This is a genomic window from Pseudomonas sp. BC42 (genome assembly GCF_021560055.1).
Taxonomy (GTDB): domain Bacteria; phylum Pseudomonadota; class Gammaproteobacteria; order Pseudomonadales; family Pseudomonadaceae; genus Aquipseudomonas.
Window position 1 is genome coordinate 4,672,754 of record NZ_CP091067.1, and the last position, 20,243, is coordinate 4,692,996.

Consider the following 20,243-nt stretch of genomic DNA (forward strand, 5'->3'; position numbering starts at 1 on the left):
GGCCCAACCAAGAGATTTAGTTGCCTGACAGCCTTCATACACATATCGTTACAAAACTGTTCAGCGTGCAGCCTCGTGCCCCGACTTTGCAGTAAGGGACGCATAACGACCAGGGATTGCTAACAAGACAGCCAAAGTGAGTGAAAAAAATGTCCACGACCACGGGCAAAGGCAAGGCGATCTTTCGCGTTGTCAGCGGCAACTTCCTCGAGATGTTCGACTTCATGGTCTACGGCTTCTACGCCACGGCAATCGCCAAGACCTTCTTCCCTGCCGACAGTGCCTTCGCCTCGCTGATGCTGTCCCTGGCGACCTTCGGCGCCGGCTTCCTGATGCGCCCCCTGGGGGCGATCTTCCTCGGCGCCTACATTGACCGCCACGGTCGTCGCCAGGGCCTGATCATCACCCTGGCGCTGATGGCCGCAGGCACCGTACTGATCGCCTGCGTGCCGGGCTACGCCACCCTCGGCGTGGCCGCGCCCCTGCTGGTGTTGCTGGGCCGGCTGCTGCAAGGCTTCTCCGCGGGCGTCGAACTGGGTGGGGTATCGGTGTACCTGGCCGAAATCTCCACTCCGGGCCGCAAGGGCTTCTTCGTCAGCTGGCAGTCGGCCAGCCAACAGGCGGCGGTGGTGTTCGCCGGCTTGCTGGGTGTGGGCCTGAACCACTGGCTGAGCCCCGAGCAGATGGGTGACTGGGGCTGGCGCGTGCCGTTCCTGGTGGGCTGCATGATTGTTCCGGCGATCTTCATCATCCGCCGCTCCCTGGAGGAAACCCCGGAGTTCCAGGCCCGCAAGCATCGCCCTTCGCTGCAGGAGATCGTCCGCTCCATCGGTCAGAACTTCGGCATCGTCATCGCCGGCATGGCCCTGGTGGTCATGACCACCGTGTCCTTCTACCTGATCACCGCCTACACCCCGACCTTCGGCAAAGCCGAGCTGCACCTGTCGGATTTCGACGCCCTGCTGGTGACCGTGTGCATCGGCCTGTCGAACTTCTTCTGGCTGCCGGTGATGGGCGCGCTGTCGGACAAGGTCGGGCGCAAGCCGCTGCTGCTGGGCGCAACCATCCTGGCGATCTTCACCGCTTACCCGGCGCTGTCCTGGCTGGTGGCCAACCCCAGCTTCAGTCACCTGCTGATCGTCGAGTTGTGGCTGTCCTTCCTTTATGGCTCGTATAACGGCGCCATGGTGGTGGCCCTGACCGAGATCATGCCAGTGGAAGTGCGCACCACGGGCTTCTCCCTGGCCTACAGCCTGGCGACCGCAACCTTCGGCGGCTTCACCCCGGCGGCCTGTACCTACCTGATCCACGTCCTGGGCAACCAGGCAGCTCCGGGCATCTGGCTCAGCGGCGCGGCGGTACTGGGACTGATCGCCACCCTGGTGCTGTTCCGTGGCAACCGCCACGAACTGCGTACCGCGCAAGCGGCTGGCGGCGCCTGAGACAAAGCGTCGCCGGCAAGCCGGTACCGCCCCGGCTGACCGGCGAAAGCCACAAACAAAAACGCCCCGACGAGTCGGGGCGTTTTCATTTCAGCTATCGCTTAGCGTGGGAACGCTGGCGGGTTGACCCCGGCCATGTCTTCCATCACGCGCACGACCTGGCAGCTGTAACCGAACTCGTTGTCGTACCAGACATACAGAACAACGCGGTTGTCCTGAACGATGGTGGCTTCAGCGTCGACCACACCGGCGTGGCGCGAACCGACGAAGTCGGTGGAGACCACTTCCTGCGAATTGACGAAGTCGATCTGCTTGTGCAGGTCGGAGTGCAGCGCCATGTAGCGCAGGTACTCGTTCATCTCTTCACGGGTGGCGGCTTTCTCGAGGTTCAGGTTGAGAATGGCCATCGACACGTTTGGCGTTGGAACGCGGATCGCGTTGCCGGTCAGCTTGCCGGCCAGTTCAGGCAGGGCCTTGGCAGCAGCAGTGGCAGCACCGGTTTCGGTGATGACCATGTTCAGCGCGGCGCTACGGCCACGGCGATCGCCCTTGTGGAAGTTGTCGATCAGGTTCTGGTCGTTGGTGTACGAGTGAACGGTTTCGACGTGACCGTTGATGATGCCGAACTTGTCATTCACAGCCTTGAGCACCGGCACGATGGCGTTGGTGGTGCAGGAAGCGGCGGACACGATCTTGTCTTCAGCGGTGATTTCGTTGTGGTTGATACCGTGAACGATGTTCTTCAGCTTGCCTTTGCCAGGCGCAGTCAGAACCACGCGGTCGATACCCGGGCAGGCCAGGTGCTGGCCCAGGCCGTCGGCGTCACGCCATACACCGGTGTTGTCCACCAGCAGCGCGTTCTTGATCCCGTATTGGGTGTAGTCCACCTCGGTCGGGTTCTTCGCGTAGATCACCTGGATCAGGTTGCCGTTGGCGGTGATGGTGTTGTTTTCTTCGTCGATGGTGATGGTGCCGTTGAACGAACCGTGCACCGAGTCGCGACGCAGCAGGCTGGCGCGCTTGGTCAGGTCGTTTTCGGCGCCTTTGCGCACCACGATGGCCCGCAGGCGCAGGCCGTCGCCACCACCGGTTTTCTCGATCAGGATGCGCGCCAGCAGACGGCCGATACGACCGAAGCCGTACAGGACAACGTCAGTGCCTTTGCGGGCCGAAGCGTTTTGCTGGCCAACCACGTCAGCCATTTCTTCGCGAACGAACTGCTCGGCGCTGCGGCCATTGCCTTCGTTGCGGAATTTGAACGCCAACTTGCCCAGGTCTACCGAAGCCGCGCCGAGCTTGAGCTCGCTCATGGCCTTGAGCAGTGGGAATGTTTCGTGGACGGAGAGTTCGCTGTCGTCGGAGGAGCGATGGCGAGCAAAGCGATGAGCCTTGAGAATCGCGATGACAGACTGGTTGATCAGGCTGCGGCCATAGATCGAGCTCACCACATTGTTATTGCGGTAGAGCTGACCGATAAGCGGAATCATCGCTTCTGCGAGTGCTTCACGGTCGATCCATTCACCAAGACACTGGTCGGGCTTCTGAGTCACGGGAACCTTCCACATGTAGGGGCAGAAAAAAGGGGCTACATTATGCCGCCCTGTTCTTGTCGTAGCAATGCGCGCCTGTCGTGCGGAACGTAACAAAAAGCCCTTGCAAAAAAACACCACTGTGCTGGAGGCCAGTAAAACCGCGGCTTCCAGCAGCGTCAATTTTTTGGACAGTTCTACAGGCTGTCTGTAACCCTCCGTAACACCAGCCGGATTCGGCACTACATTTGCGCCCAAAAAGCACATTTTGTTGTCATAGCCACTACATTTGCCCGGACCGGCGTAATAGACGCATCAGCCACTGACAGTGGCCACCCGGGGCCGTTACAATTACCGACTTTCGTCGCAACGCTTGGAGCTTGACCGTCCGTGCCCGTCCTGCGTCTACCGCTACTCCCCGCCGCCGCCGGTAAACAGCATTGGGGCAACCTGCCCGGTGCCGCCCTGAGCCTGGCCATCGCCGAAGCCGCCAGCGCTGCCAAGCGCTTTACCCTCCTGCTGACCGCCGACAGCCAAAGCGCTGACCGGCTGGAACAGGAGCTGAGCTTCTTCGCCCCGGACTTGCCGGTGCTGCATTTCCCCGATTGGGAAACCCTGCCCTACGACCTGTTCTCGCCGCACCAGGACATCATTTCCCAGCGCATCGCCAGCCTCTACCGGCTGCCGGAGCTGGAGCACGGCGTGCTGGTGGTGCCGATCACCACCGCCCTGCATCGCCTGGCGCCAACCCAGTTCCTGCTGGGCAGCAGCCTGGTGCTGGATGTCGGCCAGAAGCTCGATGTGGAACAGATGCGTACGCGCCTGGAGGCCAGCGGCTACCGCTACGTCGACACGGTCTACGAGCACGGCGAATTCACCGTGCGCGGCGCGCTGATCGACCTGTTCCCCATGGGCAGCAAGCTGCCGTACCGCATCGATCTGTTCGACGACGAAATCGAAACCCTGCGCACCTTCGACCCGGAGAACCAGCGCTCCATCGACAAGGTCGACTCGGTGCGCCTGCTGCCGGCCAAGGAATTCCCCCTGCAGAAAGAAGCGGTAACCCGTTTCAAGGCACGCTTTCGCGAACGCTTCGACGTGGACTTCCGCCGCTGCCCGATCTTCCAGGACCTGAGCAGCGGGATTACCCCGGCCGGTATCGAGTACTACCTGCCGCTGTTCTTCGAAGAGACCTCGACCCTGTTCGACTACCTGCCCCAGGACACCCAGGTGTTCTCCCTGCCGGGCATCGAACAGGCCGCGGAAAACTTCTGGAACGATGTACGCAACCGTTACGAAGAACGCCGCGTCGACCCTTCGCGCCCGCTCCTGCCGCCGGCCGAACTGTTCCTGCCGGTGGAAGACTGCTTCGCCCGCCTGAAGAACTGGCCACGGGTGGTGGCCAGCCAGCAGGACATCGAAACCGGCGTCGGTCGCGAGCGCTTTCCGGCCCACGAACTGCCCAACCTGGCCATCGAAGCCAAGGCCAACCAGCCGCTGGCGGCGCTCTCGGGCTTCCTCGACGAGTTCCCCGGCCGGGTGCTGTTCACCGCCGAATCCGCCGGCCGCCGGGAAGTGCTGCTGGAGTTGCTGGAACGCCTCAAGCTGCGCCCCAAGACCGTCGACAGCTGGCCGGACTTCGTCGCCAGCAAGGAACGCCTGGCGATCACCATCGCGCCCCTGGACGAAGGCCTGGTGCTGGACGATCCAGCCCTGGCCCTGGTGGCCGAGAGCCCACTGTTCGGCCAGCGGGTGATGCAGCGCCGGCGTCGGGAAAAACGCGCCGACGCCAATAACGATGCAGTGATCAAGAACCTCACCGAGCTGCGTGAAGGCGCGCCGGTGGTGCACATCGACCACGGTGTCGGCCGCTACCTGGGCCTGGCGACCCTGGAGATCGACAACCAGGCCGCCGAGTTCCTGACCCTGGAGTACGCCGAGGGCGCCAAGCTCTACGTGCCCGTGGCCAACCTGCACCTGATCGCCCGCTACACCGGCAGCGACGACGCCCTGGCGCCGTTGCACCGCCTGGGCTCGGAAGCCTGGCAGAAAGCCAAGCGCAAGGCCGCCGAGCAAGTCCGCGATGTGGCCGCCGAGCTGCTGGACATCTATGCCCGCCGCGCCGCCCGCGAAGGCTACGCGTTCGCCGATCCGAAGGCCGACTACGCCACCTTCAGCGCCGGCTTCCCCTTCGAGGAAACCCCGGACCAGCAGAGCACCATCGAAGCGGTGCGCGAGGACATGCTCTCGGGCAAGCCGATGGACCGCCTGGTGTGCGGCGACGTCGGCTTCGGCAAGACCGAAGTGGCCATGCGCGCCGCGTTCATTGCGGTCCACGGCGGCAAGCAGGTGGCGATCCTGGTGCCCACCACCCTGCTCGCCCAACAGCACTACAACAGCTTCCGCGACCGCTTCGCCGACTGGCCGGTGACCGTGGAAGTGATGAGCCGCTTCAAGTCGGCCAAGGAAGTGAACGCCGCGGTGGCGGACCTGGCCGAAGGCAAGATCGACATCGTCATCGGCACCCACAAGCTGTTGCAGGACGATGTGAAGATCAAGAACCTGGGGCTGGTGATCATCGACGAAGAACACCGTTTCGGCGTGCGCCAGAAAGAACAGCTCAAGGCCCTGCGCAGCGAAGTCGACATCCTCACCCTGACCGCCACGCCGATCCCGCGGACCCTGAACATGGCAGTCTCGGGCATGCGCGACCTGTCGATCATCGCCACCCCGCCGGCCCGCCGCCTGTCGGTACGGACCTTCGTCATGGAGCAGAACAAGAGCACGGTCAAAGAGGCCCTGCTGCGCGAACTGCTGCGTGGCGGCCAGGTGTACTACCTGCACAACGACGTGAAGACCATCGAGAAATGCGCCGCCGAGCTGGCCGAACTGGTGCCCGAAGCCCGGATCGGCATCGGCCACGGGCAGATGCGCGAACGCGAACTCGAACAGGTGATGAGCGACTTCTACCACAAGCGCTTCAACGTGCTGATCGCCTCGACCATCATCGAGACCGGGATCGACGTGCCCAGCGCCAACACCATCATCATCGAGCGCGCCGACAAGTTCGGCCTGGCCCAACTGCACCAGTTGCGCGGCCGGGTCGGACGCAGCCACCACCAGGCCTACGCGTACCTCTTGACGCCACCGCGCCAGCAGATCACCCCGGACGCGGAAAAGCGCCTGGAAGCCATCGCCAATACCCAGGACCTGGGGGCCGGCTTTGTCCTGGCCACCAACGACCTGGAGATCCGCGGCGCCGGCGAACTGCTGGGCGACGGCCAGAGCGGGCAGATCCAGGCGGTGGGCTTCACCCTTTATATGGAGATGCTCGAGCGCGCGGTAAAAGCCATCCGCAAGGGCGAGCAGCCGAACCTCGACCAGCCCCTGGGCGGCGGGCCGGAAATCAACCTGCGCCTGCCGGCGCTGATTCCCGAGGACTACCTGCCGGATGTGCACGCGCGCCTGATTCTCTACAAGCGCATCGCCTCCGCCACCGACGAAGACGGCCTGAAGGACCTGCAGGTGGAAATGATCGACCGCTTCGGCCTGCTGCCCGAGCCGACCAAGAACCTGATCCGCCTGACCCTGCTGAAGCTCCAGGCCGAGACCCTGGGGATCAAGAAGGTCGATGGCGGCCCGCAAGGCGGGCGTATCGAATTCGCCGCGGACACTCCGGTAGACCCCTTGGCGCTGATCAAGCTGATCCAGAGCCAACCCAAACGCTACAAATTCGAAGGCGCAACCCTGTTCAAGTTCATGGTGCCGATGGAGCGCCCGGAAGAGCGCTTTAATACATTGGAGGCACTGTTTGAACGCCTCACCCCGAAAACTGCTTGAAGGACGCCCCATGCGCCTGTTCCGCTCCCTGACCCTGCTCCTGACCCTGGTCGCGCCCCTGGCGTTTGCCGACGACCTGTATCAGGTGGAAATGATCCTTGTCCGGCAGAACGCCGAGCCGCAGATCCTCAGCCGCGCCGCTCCCGAAGACTGGGCCGCCGGCGCTCAACACCTGAGCCCCGACAGCCAGCGCACGCCCGCCCTGGGCGGGATCGTCGACAAGCTCAACGCCAGTGGCAACTACAGCGTGCTGCTGCACAAGGCCTGGCAGCAGACCCTGGGGGAAACCCCGGTCAAGGTGGCCCTCAGCGACGGTCCGGAACAGTTCGGCCAGTTCCCCATCGAAGGCACCCTGAACCTCAAGCTCGGGCGCTTCACCGATGTCGACGCGGACTTCTGGATCAACCAGATCGACAGCAATGGCCTGGTCACCCGCAGCGAACGCCTGAAACAGCAAAGCCACACCAAGAACGGCCAGCTCAACTACCTGGACAACGGCCATCTGGCCCTGCTGATCAAGATCACCTCGCTCACCGCACCGGCACCCCGCCCCGCTCCAACTGAAATACCGGACTGATCGAAGTCCCTATGAGCCCGCCCCTGACCAAACCCCTGGCCCCGTCCTGGGTCAACCGCTTCAAGGAACAAACCTTGGAGCGCGGCCGGCGTTATGCCCTGGAAAAGCGCGTGCGCATCGTCAGCGCCGCAGACAGCGCTATCACCGCCAGTTGCGAGGGTTCCAGTGGCAATGTCTACCGACAGAGCATCAACTTGCGCGAGTCGAGCAAGGGCAGCCTGCTGCTGATCGACACCCATTGCACCTGCCCGGTACGCAGCAACTGCAAACATGTGGTCGCCGTCTTGCTGCAAGTGGAAGAAACCCTGGCCTACCCGGCGGCAGCCAAGGACGCCGAACTGCTGGAGAAACTCTCTGCCGTGCTCGACAGCCGTCGCCCCGCCGCCCTGCCCCAGGTGCTGCTGGAGGACGTGCGTCCAGTGCCGCGCCTGTGGCTGGCCAGCATCGAGTTCAGTGCCTTCGAACCGCGCAACGGCAAGATGCAGCGCTACATCCAGCACCGCGCCGCGCTGTCGTTCAACTACGGGGGCGAGTACGTCAGCGGCCCGAAGAATGCCGATGTGATCATCCGCCAGGAACACCAGAGCCTGCGCATCAAGCGCCAGCCAGAACTGGAGCAAGGCTGGCGCGAACAGTTGCGCAGCCTGGGCTTCAAGATCGCCACCCGGCAGAGCAAGGCCCTGCCGGAAAGTGCCGGCGAACTGTTCGAGATGGTCAACGACAGCGCCTGGCTGACCTTCACCCTCAATGAACTGCCCAAACTGCGCAGCCAGGGCTGGGAACTGCAGATCGACGATGGCTTCGGCTTCGACCTGACCGCAGTGGACGACTGGTATGCCAGCGTCGACGAAGCCCCCGGGCGCGACTGGTTCGACCTGGAACTGGGGATCATCGTCAATGGCGAACGCCTGAGCCTGCTGCCGATCCTGCTCAACCTGATGCGCTCCCACACCGAGATCCTCAACCCTGAACGCCTGGCCAAGCGCCGCGACGACGAGCTGATCCTGGTGAACATTCCCCACCGCCCCAACTCCTTGCACGGCCCGCTGCAAGTGGCGCTGCCCTATGGGCGCCTGAAGCCGGTGCTGGCCACTCTGGGGGAGTTCTACCTGCAAGAGCCCGGCGAAACCACCCTGCGCCTGAGCAGCGCCGACGCCACCCGCCTCAACCCGCTGCAGGACCTGCCGCTGCTCTGGGAAGGTGGCGAGCATATCCGCACCTTTGCCCAGCGCCTGCGCGACATCAAGGACTACTCGGCGCCGGTGCCAGAAGGGTTGAATGCCACCCTGCGCCCCTATCAGCAGGAAGGCTTGAGCTGGATGCAGTCCCTGCGCCAGCTGGAAGTGGGCGGCATCCTGGCCGATGACATGGGCCTGGGCAAAACCCTGCAGACCCTGGCGCATATCCTCAGCGAGAAGAATGCCGGGCGCCTGGACCGGCCGTGCATGGTGGTGATGCCCACCAGCCTGATTCCCAACTGGCTGGACGAGGCGGCGCACTTCACCCCGCAACTCAAGGTTCTGGCGCTGTATGGCGCGGGGCGCAAGAAACACTTCGCGCAACTGGCCGACTACGACCTGCTGCTGACCACCTACGCGCTGCTGCCCAAGGACGTCGAACTGCTGGCCGCGCAACCCTTGCATGTGCTGATTCTCGATGAGGCGCAGTACATCAAGAACCCGTCGAGCAAGGCCGCCCAGGCCGCTCGCGAACTCAATGCCCGGCAGCGCCTGTGCCTGTCCGGCACGCCTTTGGAAAACCATCTGGGGGAGCTCTGGTCACTGTTTCACTTCCTGTTGCCGGGCTGGCTTGGCGATGCCAAGAGCTTCAACCGCGACTACCGGGTGCCGATCGAAAAGCACGCCAGCGACGTGCGCCTGCAACACCTCAACGGCCGGATCAAACCCTTCCTGCTGCGCCGCACCAAGGAGCAAGTGGCCACTGAGCTGCCGCCCAAGACCGAGATCATCCACTGGGTCGAACTCAACGAGGCGCAACGGGACGTCTACGAAACCATGCGCCTGGCCATGGACAAGAAAGTCCGCGACGAAATCACCCGCAAGGGCGTGGCCCGCAGCCAGATCATCATCCTCGAAGCCCTGCTCAAACTGCGCCAGGTGTGCTGCGACCTGCGCCTGGTCAATGACTCGCCACCGGCGCGCGGCAGCTCCTCGGGCAAGCTGGACAGCCTGATGGAGATGCTCGAGGAGCTGTTTGAGGAAGGTCGACGCATTCTGCTGTTTTCCCAGTTCACCTCGATGCTGAGCCTGATCGAGGCCGAACTGAAACGACGCAACGTTGCCTACGCCCTGCTCACCGGCCAGACCCGGGATCGGCGCACGCCGGTGCGGGATTTCCAGAGCGGCAAGCTGCAGATCTTCCTGATCAGCCTCAAGGCCGGCGGCGTGGGTCTCAACCTGACCGAGGCCGACACCGTGATCCACTACGATCCGTGGTGGAACCCGGCGACCGAGAGCCAGGCCACCGATCGCGCCTACCGCATTGGCCAGGAAAAGCCGGTATTCGTCTACAAGCTGATCGCCCGCGGCACTGTGGAAGAGAAGATCCAACACCTGCAACAGGAGAAATCGGACCTGGCGGCAGGCGTGCTGGACGGGCGCACGGCCGGCGACTGGAAGCTGCAGAGCGAAGACATCGAAGCCCTGTTCGCGCCCTTGCCGGACAAGAAAACCGGCCGCTGAGGCCGGTCAATGCACGGGCACCGGGCAACATGCGGTGCCGTGCCATACCACCTCAATCGATCAACTGCGCGGCCTTCAGCGCTTCAAGAGCCGCGAGCCAGCGCGGGTCCTGCTTGTATTCGAGATTGGCGAACGCCTGGCCGCGCATCCGGGCCAGGCGTGGCGACGGCTGCACCTTCAGGCGCTGGGCGGCGCTCAGGGCCAGCTCGGCCGCGGCGCGATCGTTGCACACCAGCCCCATGTCACAACCGGCCGCCAGGGCCGCCTCGATCCGGCTTGCCGCATCGCCGACGACATGGGCACCGGCCATGGACAGGTCGTCGCTGAAGATGACCCCGTCGAACTGCAACTCGCCACGCAGGATGCCCTGCAGCCAGCGTCGGGAGAAACCGGCCGGCTGCGAGTCGACCTGCGGATAGATCACATGGGCCGGCATCACTGCCGCCAACTGCTTGCTCAAGCGGGCGAACGGCAGCAGGTCCTTGGCGCGGATCTCGTCCAGGCTGCGCTCGTCATTGGGAATCGCCACATGGGAGTCGGCCTCGGCCCAGCCATGCCCGGGGAAATGCTTGCCGGTGGCCGCCATCCCGGCGCTGTTCATGCCGCGGATAAAGGCACCGGCCAACAGCGCCGCGCGCTCCGGATCGCCCTCGAAAGCCCGGCTGCCCACCACCGCGCTGCGCTGGTGATCCAGATCCAGGACTGGGGCAAAGCTCAGGTCCAGGCCCACTGCCAGGACCTCGGTGGCCATGATCCAGCCACACTGTTCGGCCAGGTACTCGGCATTCGGGTTGTCGGCCAGGGCACGCATCGCCGGCAGACGGACAAAGCCCTGACGCAATCGCTGCACCCGGCCACCTTCCTGATCCACCGCCAGCAGCAGGTCCGGGCGGATCGCCCGGATCGCCGCACTCAGTTCGCGCACCTGGCGTGGGTGCTCGATATTCCGAGCGAAAATGATCAGCCCGCCCACCTGCGGCTGACGCAGGAGTTGGCGATCTTCAGCCGTCAGCCAGGTACCGGCGACGTCCACCATCAAGGAGCCTTGCAGGCCAGCGGTCATAGAAATTCCTTAAGCACTACGATGCCTTCCAGGCAACGCCGACGAGGCCACACCCACGGGGATGCAGCCGGAGCAAGCAGCGTCGGCACAAGGAAGGCACGGGGATATGAAACGAGAATCGGCATGGGCGGCTAGCTTAGCGGATGTAAGCAGTCGCGCCCACCCGTGGGGTCACGCCTTGGCAGCTGCCGGAGCGGTTTTGCTGCGCGGCTTGAGCTGGGCGCTGGCCATGGCTTCGTCGGTGACGCCAGTTTCGGCACGCATGCCGGCGGCGAGGAAAGGCACCATCAAGCGCATCACCTGTTCGATGGAGGTGTTGACCCCGAAATCGGTTTCGGCAATCGCCCGCAACGCCTTGATTCCGGACATGCTGAACGCCGCGGCACCCAGCATGAAATGCACGCGCCAGAACAATTCGATGGGCGGAATACGTGGCGCCGCCTCGTTGACCAGTTGCATGTAGCGGCGAAACACCTTGCCGTACATATCTTCCAGATAACGCCGCAGATGCCCCTGGCTCTGGCTGAAAGCCAGCCCCAGCAAACGCATGAAAATCGACAGGTCGTTGCCGCTGCGTGGCTGCACCACCAACGCCTGCTCGACCAGGATCTCCAGTAGTTCTTCCAGGCTCGGCTTACTATCCGGCTTGGACTGACGCCGCTCCAGCTCACGATCGAGACTGACGCAGAACGGCCCGAGGAAGCGCGAGAACACCGCCTGAATCAGGGCCTTTTTGGAACCGAAATGATAGTTGACCGCTGCCAGGTTGACCCCGGCCTTGCTGGTAATCAGCCGCAACGAGGTTTCGGCAAAACCTTTTTCCGCGAACAACTGCTCGGCAGCATCGAGAATGCGTTCAACGGTTTCCGACTGGGCCATGGCTACTCCGCCTGACAAACACTTGTTTGAAACATACGTTTCAGGCTCATCAATGTCAAGTCCGCGCGCCCCTGCGAAGGCCGTCCGGCGCGCTATTTAATCATACCTGCCGCGGTCTGTAGCCAGCCTTGAGTGCTGGATTGCTACCCCGCAATGACAACCGCCCGGCTGACCACGGCAAATGGAGGATTGCCAAGCGACGTTCACTGTATATAATCCCAGTCACTGTATAAAAAGACAGAGCGATCGACATGCTAAAACTGACGCCACGCCAAGCTGAGATTCTGGCTTTTATCAAACGCTGCCTTGAAGACAACGGCTATCCGCCCACCCGCGCCGAGATCGCCCAGGAGCTGGGTTTCAAGTCGCCCAACGCCGCCGAAGAACACCTCAAGGCCCTGGCCCGCAAAGGCGCCATCGAGATGACCCCTGGAGCCTCTCGCGGCATCCGCATCCCGGGCTTCGAAGCCAAGCCCGACGACACGCTGCCCATCATCGGCCGCGTTGCCGCTGGCGCCCCCATCCTCGCCCAGCAGCACATTGAAGAATCCTGCAACATCAACCCGACCTTCTTCCATCCGCGCGCCGACTACCTGCTTCGGGTCAACGGCATGAGCATGAAGGACATTGGCATCTTCGACGGTGACCTGCTGGCAGTGCATACCACCCGCGAGGCCCGCAACGGCCAGGTGGTGGTGGCACGCATCGGCGATGAAGTCACGGTCAAGCGCTTCAAGCGCGAAGGCAGCAAAGTCTGGCTGATCGCCGAAAACCCTGATTTCGCCCCCATCGAAGTCAACCTGAAAGATCAGGAGCTGGTGATCGAAGGCTTGAGTGTCGGCGTCATTCGCCGCTAAAGGAGGCTCCATGCAGTTCCCCCATACACCACAGCAAGCCCAACTGCCGTTGTTTGAAGCGTTCCTGGCCCAGCCATTGGCGCCTGCGCTCAAAGAAGTGGCCGAGTCGCCCTGGAATAAAGATCCAGAGGCTTTCAGCGAACTGTCGTTACGCGGCGCCGCCGGGAACTGCCTGAACCTCCTGGCACCCATCCTCAGAGAGTTGAGCCAGGAACAGGACGCCCGGTGGCTGACCTTGATCGCCCCGCCCTCAAGCCTGACCCAAAGCTGGCTGCGGGATGCCGGCCTGAATCGCGAACGCATCCTGCTGCTTCACCCCCGAGGCTCTCAGAGCCCACAGCAACTGGCTTGCGAAGCCCTGCGCCTGGGGCGCAGCCACACAGTGGTCAGTTGGCTGAACCCATTGAGCACTAGCGCACGGCAACAGTTGATCAGCGCCGCACGCACGGGCGATGCGCAAAGCCTGAATATTCGCCTGGGATAAACACCGGGAAGTCACTGCACAATGCGCTTGAAAAGCACGAGGCTTCTCCAGGATTGAGAAGCCGAAAAAAATATAACGAACAACCGGAAGAAAACCGATAAACGGGCTTAGTGAAGAACCCGCGGACCGTCTTCCTTGTCGATTTCACCCTCCACCAGGCGTCCGGCCATCTGCACACCGACGCTCAACATGGCCTTGGCCACCTCGACATGCTGACCTTGCAAAAAGGCTTTGGCATCCTCGGAGAAATCCAAAGTAACCAGAGAACCCTCGTCCTCAGCTCTGCGCAGCTCGATACGGCCGTCTGGCAACTCGACAATTTCTAGAAAGGACGTTGGCATAAAGGTCTGGTCTCCACGAAAGGCGGGGATTATATCAGTCATCACCCCCGCCCCGCTCAGGATCTTGCACCAGACGTGGCGCTGCTCAACAGGCACGAGCCCCTGCTCCCTTCAAGAAATGCGGCACTCCATCCTTCAAAACACCGTGCCAGCCCGCCTCAGAAATTCGGCTTGTATTCAAAACCCGCCGAAGCCTGGCTGTCGGAAAATGGCGTGATCAGCGACTTGTTCAAGCTCAACCGATTAACCAAGGAACCGGGGAACATCTGAATGGAGTTGTTGAAATGCTCCACATTCAGGTTGAACAGAGTGATGGCTCCACCGATATTGCCTTCCTGCTCGGCAACCTCACGCATCAGGTTGCTCAACAGGGTGGCGGACTTGAGATCCGGATAGGCCTCAAACGCCAGGTTCAAGCCCCCCAACAGGGCTTTGCTGCCCTCGTCGACCGACTTCAACGCATCGCCATCGGCAGCAGATGGCAAGCTGCCAATGGCGCTACGCAAGCCAACGATCTTCTCCAGCAGTTGGCTCTCATACGCCTGAAAACCGGCCACTTGCGGTTCCAGCAGATCCAGCACCTTGATTCGCTGCCGCTGGTAGGTCAGCACGTCCGACCAGGCTCGCTGGGCGCGGTTGTGTGCGCTGACGATCTTGTTGTAGTGCACATAGGCCAGAACGCCCAAGGCGATCGCAATGACCAACAACAACTCCATACCCTATTGCTCCATTTCATCAGCGACCTTCATCGGAAGGTCGAAATTGTTGTCATGCAATTCCGCCAGTTCATGCACCAGCGCCAGCACCGGAAACAGACCCGGCAACTCCAGTCCCTGCTTGATATTGGCGTAGAAGCCCGATAAGTCCTCGAAGGTTCCAGGATCCTTATAGGCCATGACCTCGGCGTCATCGAAGCTCAGGCACAGACGCCCCTCATTGGAAAATTCCAGGTTCACCTTCTTCATCCGCCGGCACAGCCTCAGCAAAAAAGCCAGGGTGGTAGGGGTCGCGAACTTGGCACAGGCCAGCTCACTGTCACCGGTAAAAATGAAGTTTCTGTTGAAGTCATCAGAAGTGGTCTCGAAGACTTTACGCTTTGTACGCTTTTTCTTCGGCAGATCACTGCACACCATCACGCCCGTGACCCAGGGAAAATCCACCACCAGGCTGAAACGATCGAAGCTCTCGTAAACCCGTTCACTTTCGCCATCGGATTTGGATTTGTAGTGGGAATTCACATAACGCAAGTGGTGAAAGACAAAGGGCAACTGATGGCGCGCACCCTGGTAGGTTCCCCCGGCGGAGTCCACGATGCGGCGGCTGTCGTTACCGCGCTCATAGTCCTCGAACTCGCCGCTCAGTTGCGTGAAACGCTCTTCAGCTGTTCCACCCGGGTCCGAAAGGCCATTACTGAGGAATGAACATCGACGAGCGATCCTCTTAGGCAACTCATCAACAGCGGCTTTACGACTCATCCAGATGATCAGACCGGCAACGCCTAAACACGCCGCGATGAACCACATCACCACCACGCCTGCCATGGCCGGGATCGCCGCAACAATCGCCAGCATCACCAGCACCAGGGGCTGGGCATGATCGAACTTCAAGCCGCCCTTGAAGGATTGGAGCCTGCCGATGACCTGCAACAGGTCGTCGTTGGTCCTGGCCCGCGCCACCTCGGCGTCGCAAGTGGCCAACAACCGGACCAGCTCGGCATCATGCTTGAGAAACTGCATCACTCTTCCTTGATCAATTCGCTGGAGTCCACAACCTGTGGGACGACAGCAGCAACAGCATGACCGTCGTGCTGCCAGGCCAGTCGCTCTATCAACCCCAACAGCGGATACAGCTTCGGCAACTCGATGCCCGCCTCGATCCGCTCACGAAAGACCGTCAGATCACTCAACGCCCCCGGATCGGCATGGGCCATGATGTCTTCGTTGTTGAAGCTCAGGCAGAGCCGTCCCTGGCCAGAGAACTCCAGATTGACCCCATGAAGCTGACGCGAAAGTTCCAGCAGCAGGTCCAGCGTCGCAGGCGTGGCGAAGCGTTCACAAGAGGCCGGGTCATTGCCGCGCAGCACAAAGGTCTGATTGAAATCCTCGCGATCGGTCTTGAAGGGCTGCCCCGACAGCTGTATTTCCAGGGGGCTGGATCGAAGTGCAATCTCTCTCACCCAGGGAAAATCCACCACCAGACTGTAGCGCTGGTAGTTCGTGTAAACCGTCTTGAGGTCTCCACCGGCCCCGCGCTCCCAACTGGAGATCACATATCGCAGCTGGTGATACTCGAATGCCAGCGAATGTCGCTCTCCTCGATACACTCCCTGGAGCGAGTCCAGGATACGGCGCCGCTCACTCTCGCTGCCCCGACGGTAATCGGTGAACTCATTGTCCAGTCTCTTCAGGCGCCAGTCGGCGCTACTGTCGAATTCCCTCAAATCATTGCCAAGCATCATGCACTTGCGGGTAATGCTCGCCGCCAGATCGGTCGATACCCCAGAGATACCTTTGCTGACCCGATAGCTGAAGAAACACAGAGCCACAAACACCCAGAACATCCCGCCCATGCCGTCCATCAGCAACGCAGCCGCAAGCGAAGCAAACGCCAACACTAGAAGCGTTATTGACTGCGCATGATCGAACGCCAGGCCGCCGGGGAATACCTCCAGCCGGTCAAGCACCTCAAGCAGGTCCGCCTTGGACTGAGCGTTGATGACTCGCATCTGGCAATCGCCCAGCAGGCGTACCAGCGCCTGGTCACGCAAGAAGAACAACATGCATCTTCCTTGATCAATTGAAGGCGCCGCCCATCAAGCGACGCTCAGGCTCAACACTCGTTCAAGCCATCTCGAAAACGAATGGCCAGGGCCTTGAGGCTCTGCCGCCAGCTCTCCAGTTCTTCCCGAGTCAGTTCCGGCGCCGGCTCCGCCTCGTCCAGATTGACCGCCACAATCAGCGGCTGGGTCACGTCCCCCTTGGGCTTGTGCGGCGCTCGCGGCGGTTGAAACAGCTCGTTGTAAGCGGACAACAGTTGCGCCAGCCAGGCCTGTGGACTCTGCGCCAGCTCCAGCAGTTCCGCCAGTTCGGGAATGGCAATGCTGTCCAGCACCTCACGATTAAGGATCTGCTCGACCCGGGCAGCACTGGCCTGTGGCAGACGGTAGAACCCGGCGATCTCGTGGCATAGCCCCAGCAAGGCACCGTAGAGATGGAACAGCACCGACTCGCGCCCCGCCTGGACCAGCGCCTGGGCATTCATCGCCCGCCCCTCTTCGGCCCGAGCCAGGGCTTCGAGCGCCAGGCCGGCAAAGTAGATTTTCTGATTGGTACGGGTATAGAGCTCGTGGGCCATGTAGGCAGCCTCCACTACAAGAAGAGAACCAGATGCGGATGGCACAGTTTCAAGGATCACTCCCGCGCACCGCAAGGCAAAAGAAAGGCCGCATGACTCCCGGCGGAATCATGCGGCCCTGTACGGCGCCAATGCGAGGAGCAAGCCCCTCGACACAATCAGTGCCTAGCGCTTGTCTTCGACCTTCCAGGTGCCGCCGTCGTAGAACGCGCGCCAGCCGGTAGGCTTGCCATCAACCTCGGTCTGCACGTACTGCTCCTTGGTCTTGCGGCTATAGCGCACCACCGCAGGACGCCCCTCTGGGTCCTTCTTCGGTGCTTCGCAGAGGAAGTGGTACTTCGGATCAATCTCGTCCTTGTGCGGGATCAACTCCAGCACCAACGGCGCCCGGGTTTCACGGTTTTTCGGGAACTGGCTGGCAGCCAGGAACAGGCCCGAAGCACCGTCGCGCAGGATGTAGGTGTCGTTGACCTTCTCGCATTTCAGCTCAGGCATCTTCACCGGATCCATCTTCGGCGGCGCCGCATCACCGCTTTTCAGCAGCTTGCGGGTGTTCTTGCAAGTGGCGTTGGTGCAACCGAAGAACTTGCCGAAACGACCGGTCTTGAGCTGCATCTCGCTGCCGCACTTGTCACATTCCAGGCTCGGGCCCTCGTAGCCCTTGATCCGGTAGCTGCCCTCTTCGATCTCGTAGCCGGCGCAATCCGGGTTGTTGCCGCAGATGTGCAGCTTGCGCTTTTCATCCAGCAGGTAAGCGTCCATCGCCGTGCTGCAGATCGGGCAACGGTGCTTGCCACGCAGTACCAGGGATTCGGATTCGCCCTCGTCGTCCGCGGCGATCTCGTCGCCCGGCACCAGGTTGACGGTGGCCTTGCAACGCTCCTTGGGTGGCAGGCTGTAGCCCGAGCAACCGAGGAACACACCAGTGGAGGCGGTGCGAATCTGCATCGGCCGACCGCAGGTCAGGCATGGAATATCCGTCATGACCGGCTGGTTGGCGCGCATGCCGCTTTCGGCGCCCTCGGCCACTTCGAGTTTCTTCTTGAAGTCGCCGTAGAACTCGTCAAGGACGTTCTTCCAGTCGCGCTCGCCCTGGGCCACGTCATCGAGGTTCTCTTCCATGCCGGCGGTGAAGCCATAGTCCATGAGATTGGAGAAGCTTTCGGAGAGACGTTCGGTGACGATGTCACCCATCTTTTCCGAATAGAACCGACGGTTGTGCAGGGTTACGTAGCCGCGATCCTGAATGGTCGAAATGATCGCCGCATAGGTCGAAGGACGACCGATGCCGCGTTTTTCCATTTCCTTCACCAGGCTGGCTTCGGAATAGCGCGCAGGCGGCTTGGTGAAGTGCTGGCTTGGGTCGAGCTTGATCAATTTCAGCACTTCGCCCTGGGCCATGTCCGGCAGTACATCGTCATCACCTGGCTTGCTGATCTGCGGCATGACCCGGGTGTAGCCGTCGAACTTGAGGATGCGGCCCTTGGCGCGCAGCTCGAAGTCCCCAGCAGCCACGCTGACGGTGGTGGACAGGTATTGCGCCGGCAGCATCTGGCAGGCGACGAACTGGCGCCAGATCAGCTCGTAGAGCCGCTCGGCGTCACGTTCCATGCCCGACAGTTTGCTTGGATGGGTGTTGACGTCGGACGGACGAATCGCTTCGTGCGCCTCCTGGGCCCCTTCCTTGCTGCTGTAGACGTTGGGCGAGGCCGGCAGGTACTTGTTGCCGAACTCGTCTTCGATATAGGTCCGCGCCATCGCCACGGCATCAGCCGAGAGGTTGGTGGAGTCGGTACGCATGTAGGTGATGTAGCCGGCTTCATACAGACGCTGGGCCATCATCATGGTCTTCTTCACCCCGAAGCCCAGGCGGTTGCTCGCGGCCTGCTGCAGGGTGGAGGTGATAAATGGCGCTGACGGCTTGCTGCTGGTGGGTTTGTCTTCACGCTTGGCGACGCTGTAGGCCGAAGCCTTGAGCTTCTCCAGGGCAGCCATGGCCTGGGTTTCGTTGAGCGGCTTGAAGGCTTCACCGTTCTCGCGAGCCACTTCGAAGCGCACCTTCGAGCCCTTGGCGGTGCCCAGGTCGGCGTGGACTTCCCAGTACTCTTCCGGAATGAAGGCGCGAATCTCACGCTCGCGCTCCACCACCAGCTTCACGGCTACCGACTGCACACGACCGGCGGACAGGCCACGGGCAATCTTCGCCCACAGCAGCGGGGAGACCATGTAGCCCACCACACGGTCAAGAAAACGCCGGGCCTGCTGAGCGTTGACCCGATGAATGTCCAGCTCGCCCGGCTGGGAGAAGGCTTCCTGGATCGCCTTCTTGGTGATTTCGTTGAACACCACGCGCTTGTAGCGGCTGTCATCACCGCCGATGGCTTCCCGCAGGTGCCAGGCGATGGCCTCCCCTTCGCGGTCCAAGTCCGTTGCGAGATAGATGGTGTCGGCATCCTTGGCAAGGCGGCGCAGCTCTTCGATGACCTTTTCCTTGCCAGGAAGGATTTCGTACTTGGCCTTCCAGCCGTGCTCGGGGTCGACGCCCATGCGCGACACCAGCTGCTTGCGCGCTTTTTCCTTCGGCGACAGGGCCGCAGTTTCGCCCGCAGCGGCCTTGCCACGCTTGGCGGCCGGCTCTTTGGCGGCACTGGCCGAACCGCTGGTGGGCAGGTCTCGGATATGGCCGATACTCGACTTCACCACGTATTGGTTGCCCAAGTACTTGTTGATGGTCTTGGCCTTAGCCGGGGATTCCACAATGACCAGCGATTTGCCCATGGATCGGAAAATTCCTGAATTCGAGAAGAGAAAGGCGGTTGGCGCCTGACGCGGCCCCGCTATATATAGTGGCAACAAGGTGAGGTCAAGCGCAGGGTACTGCGCGACCGGCACTTATGCCGGTGAAAAAAGACTGGGTTCGGCCTGCACCAAAGCAAAGCGTGGGACCTGCTCGCCGTCAACTTCGACCGACTCCAGGAACATGCTCAAGGGGCGTACCCAAAAACCGTAATCCCCATACAGGGCTTGATAGAACACCACTTCTTCTTCCGTTTCCGAGTGCCGCGCCACGCTGAAAACGCGGTACTGCGGCCCCTTGTAATGCTGATAGAGCCCGGGTTGTAACTGCATGCTCTGGCCCTCGTGCAATTCTTTTCAAAATAAAAACAAATAAATC

The 20,243-nt window shown here is 61.8% G+C and carries 16 protein-coding genes; 6 read left to right on the forward strand and 10 right to left on the reverse strand.

Features of this window, described 5'->3' with window-relative positions:
- The first annotated feature begins 149 nt into the window (after nt 1-149).
- Nucleotides 150-1,442: an MFS transporter gene (locus L1O02_RS20970; protein WP_060838362.1), complete on the forward strand. Its 1,293-nt coding sequence runs from the start codon at nt 150-152 to the stop codon at nt 1,440-1,442.
- A 101-nt stretch (nt 1,443-1,543) separates the two neighbouring features.
- Here L1O02_RS20970 and L1O02_RS20975 read toward each other — a convergent pair whose 3' ends face one another.
- Complete coding sequence (locus L1O02_RS20975; RefSeq protein WP_016967095.1) at nt 1,544-3,007, reverse strand: glyceraldehyde-3-phosphate dehydrogenase; 1,464 nt, start codon at nt 3,005-3,007, stop codon at nt 1,544-1,546.
- A gap of 354 nt (nt 3,008-3,361) precedes the next feature.
- Between L1O02_RS20975 and mfd the strand changes: the two genes are divergently transcribed.
- The 3 genes from mfd to L1O02_RS20990 are packed head-to-tail and all read left to right on the forward strand — an operon-like array spanning nt 3,362 to nt 10,090.
- Nucleotides 3,362-6,811 carry a transcription-repair coupling factor gene (gene mfd, locus L1O02_RS20980; RefSeq protein ID WP_016967096.1) on the forward strand — a complete coding sequence of 1,150 codons (3,450 nt, stop codon included), beginning with the start codon at nt 3,362-3,364 and terminating at the stop codon, nt 6,809-6,811.
- Between the two features lie 10 nt (nt 6,812-6,821).
- The gene (locus L1O02_RS20985) at nt 6,822-7,388 is read left to right on the forward strand and encodes a CsiV family protein (RefSeq protein WP_060842980.1); all 567 of its coding nucleotides are present in this window, start codon (nt 6,822-6,824) and stop codon (nt 7,386-7,388) included.
- Between the two features lie 11 nt (nt 7,389-7,399).
- The gene (locus tag L1O02_RS20990) at nt 7,400-10,090 is read left to right on the forward strand and encodes a DEAD/DEAH box helicase (RefSeq protein WP_060838360.1); all 2,691 of its coding nucleotides are present in this window, start codon (nt 7,400-7,402) and stop codon (nt 10,088-10,090) included.
- 52 nt (nt 10,091-10,142) lie between these two features.
- Here the strand turns inward: L1O02_RS20990 and nagZ are convergent, their stop codons facing one another.
- Complete coding sequence (nagZ, locus tag L1O02_RS20995; RefSeq protein WP_181321584.1) at nt 10,143-11,141, reverse strand: beta-N-acetylhexosaminidase; 999 nt, start codon at nt 11,139-11,141, stop codon at nt 10,143-10,145.
- Nucleotides 11,142-11,324: 183 nt separating this feature from the next.
- Entirely contained in the window at nt 11,325-12,032 is a 708-nt protein-coding gene (locus tag L1O02_RS21000) for a TetR/AcrR family transcriptional regulator (protein ID WP_108544860.1), read from the reverse strand.
- A gap of 251 nt (nt 12,033-12,283) precedes the next feature.
- Here L1O02_RS21000 and lexA point away from each other — a divergent pair, with 251 nt between their 5' ends.
- A complete protein-coding gene (lexA, locus tag L1O02_RS21005) occupies nt 12,284-12,889 on the forward strand; it encodes a transcriptional repressor LexA (protein ID WP_060838357.1) in 606 nt (201 codons plus the stop codon).
- 10 nt (nt 12,890-12,899) lie between these two features.
- On the forward strand, nt 12,900-13,373 hold the full coding sequence (gene sulA / locus L1O02_RS21010; RefSeq protein ID WP_060838356.1) for an SOS-induced cell division inhibitor SulA: 474 nt from the start codon (nt 12,900-12,902) through the stop codon (nt 13,371-13,373).
- A gap of 107 nt (nt 13,374-13,480) precedes the next feature.
- Here the strand turns inward: sulA and L1O02_RS21015 are convergent, their stop codons facing one another.
- From L1O02_RS21015 to L1O02_RS21045, 7 genes are all read right to left on the reverse strand, one after another.
- Nucleotides 13,481-13,714, reverse strand: a complete 234-nt coding sequence (locus L1O02_RS21015; RefSeq protein WP_011060267.1) for a hypothetical protein — start codon at nt 13,712-13,714, stop codon at nt 13,481-13,483.
- A 158-nt stretch (nt 13,715-13,872) separates the two neighbouring features.
- Complete coding sequence (locus tag L1O02_RS21020) at nt 13,873-14,430, reverse strand: LemA family protein (RefSeq protein WP_060838355.1); 558 nt, start codon at nt 14,428-14,430, stop codon at nt 13,873-13,875.
- A gap of 3 nt (nt 14,431-14,433) precedes the next feature.
- A complete protein-coding gene (locus tag L1O02_RS21025; RefSeq protein ID WP_108544859.1) occupies nt 14,434-15,450 on the reverse strand; it encodes a hypothetical protein in 1,017 nt (338 codons plus the stop codon).
- A complete protein-coding gene (locus L1O02_RS21030) occupies nt 15,450-16,493 on the reverse strand; it encodes a hypothetical protein (RefSeq protein WP_060842977.1) in 1,044 nt (347 codons plus the stop codon). The genes L1O02_RS21025 and L1O02_RS21030 overlap by 1 nt, the downstream gene beginning before the upstream one ends.
- A 50-nt stretch (nt 16,494-16,543) precedes the next feature.
- The gene (locus L1O02_RS21035; protein ID WP_108544858.1) at nt 16,544-17,068 is read right to left on the reverse strand and encodes a DUF6586 family protein; all 525 of its coding nucleotides are present in this window, start codon (nt 17,066-17,068) and stop codon (nt 16,544-16,546) included.
- A 165-nt stretch (nt 17,069-17,233) separates the two neighbouring features.
- Nucleotides 17,234-19,846 (reverse strand): type I DNA topoisomerase, encoded by a 2,613-nt coding sequence (gene topA, locus L1O02_RS21040; protein ID WP_060838351.1) that lies wholly within the window; start codon nt 19,844-19,846, stop codon nt 17,234-17,236.
- Nucleotides 19,847-19,960: 114 nt separating this feature from the next.
- Nucleotides 19,961-20,197, reverse strand: a complete 237-nt coding sequence (locus tag L1O02_RS21045) for a DUF1653 domain-containing protein (protein ID WP_019093731.1) — start codon at nt 20,195-20,197, stop codon at nt 19,961-19,963.
- Nucleotides 20,198-20,243 lie beyond the last annotated feature (46 nt).

What these genes read in the sequence shown, in the direction of transcription:
- L1O02_RS20970 (WP_060838362.1), top strand. Translation starts at nt 150, where the DNA reads ATGTCCACGACCACGGGCAAAGGCAAGGCGATCTTTCGCGTTGTCAGC.
- L1O02_RS20975 (WP_016967095.1), bottom strand. Translation starts at nt 3,007, where the DNA reads ATGTGGAAGGTTCCCGTGACTCAGAAGCCCGACCAGTGTCTTGGTGAA.
- L1O02_RS20985 (WP_060842980.1), top strand. Translation starts at nt 6,822, where the DNA reads ATGCGCCTGTTCCGCTCCCTGACCCTGCTCCTGACCCTGGTCGCGCCC.
- L1O02_RS20990 (WP_060838360.1), top strand. Translation starts at nt 7,400, where the DNA reads ATGAGCCCGCCCCTGACCAAACCCCTGGCCCCGTCCTGGGTCAACCGC.
- L1O02_RS21000 (WP_108544860.1), bottom strand. Translation starts at nt 12,032, where the DNA reads ATGGCCCAGTCGGAAACCGTTGAACGCATTCTCGATGCTGCCGAGCAG.
- lexA (WP_060838357.1), top strand. Translation starts at nt 12,284, where the DNA reads ATGCTAAAACTGACGCCACGCCAAGCTGAGATTCTGGCTTTTATCAAA.
- sulA (WP_060838356.1), top strand. Translation starts at nt 12,900, where the DNA reads ATGCAGTTCCCCCATACACCACAGCAAGCCCAACTGCCGTTGTTTGAA.
- L1O02_RS21015 (WP_011060267.1), bottom strand. Translation starts at nt 13,714, where the DNA reads ATGCCAACGTCCTTTCTAGAAATTGTCGAGTTGCCAGACGGCCGTATC.
- L1O02_RS21020 (WP_060838355.1), bottom strand. Translation starts at nt 14,430, where the DNA reads ATGGAGTTGTTGTTGGTCATTGCGATCGCCTTGGGCGTTCTGGCCTAT.
- L1O02_RS21025 (WP_108544859.1), bottom strand. Translation starts at nt 15,450, where the DNA reads ATGCAGTTTCTCAAGCATGATGCCGAGCTGGTCCGGTTGTTGGCCACT.
- L1O02_RS21030 (WP_060842977.1), bottom strand. Translation starts at nt 16,493, where the DNA reads ATGTTGTTCTTCTTGCGTGACCAGGCGCTGGTACGCCTGCTGGGCGAT.
- L1O02_RS21035 (WP_108544858.1), bottom strand. Translation starts at nt 17,068, where the DNA reads ATGGCCCACGAGCTCTATACCCGTACCAATCAGAAAATCTACTTTGCC.
- topA (WP_060838351.1), bottom strand. Translation starts at nt 19,846, where the DNA reads ATGGGCAAATCGCTGGTCATTGTGGAATCCCCGGCTAAGGCCAAGACC.
- L1O02_RS21045 (WP_019093731.1), bottom strand. Translation starts at nt 20,197, where the DNA reads ATGCAGTTACAACCCGGGCTCTATCAGCATTACAAGGGGCCGCAGTAC.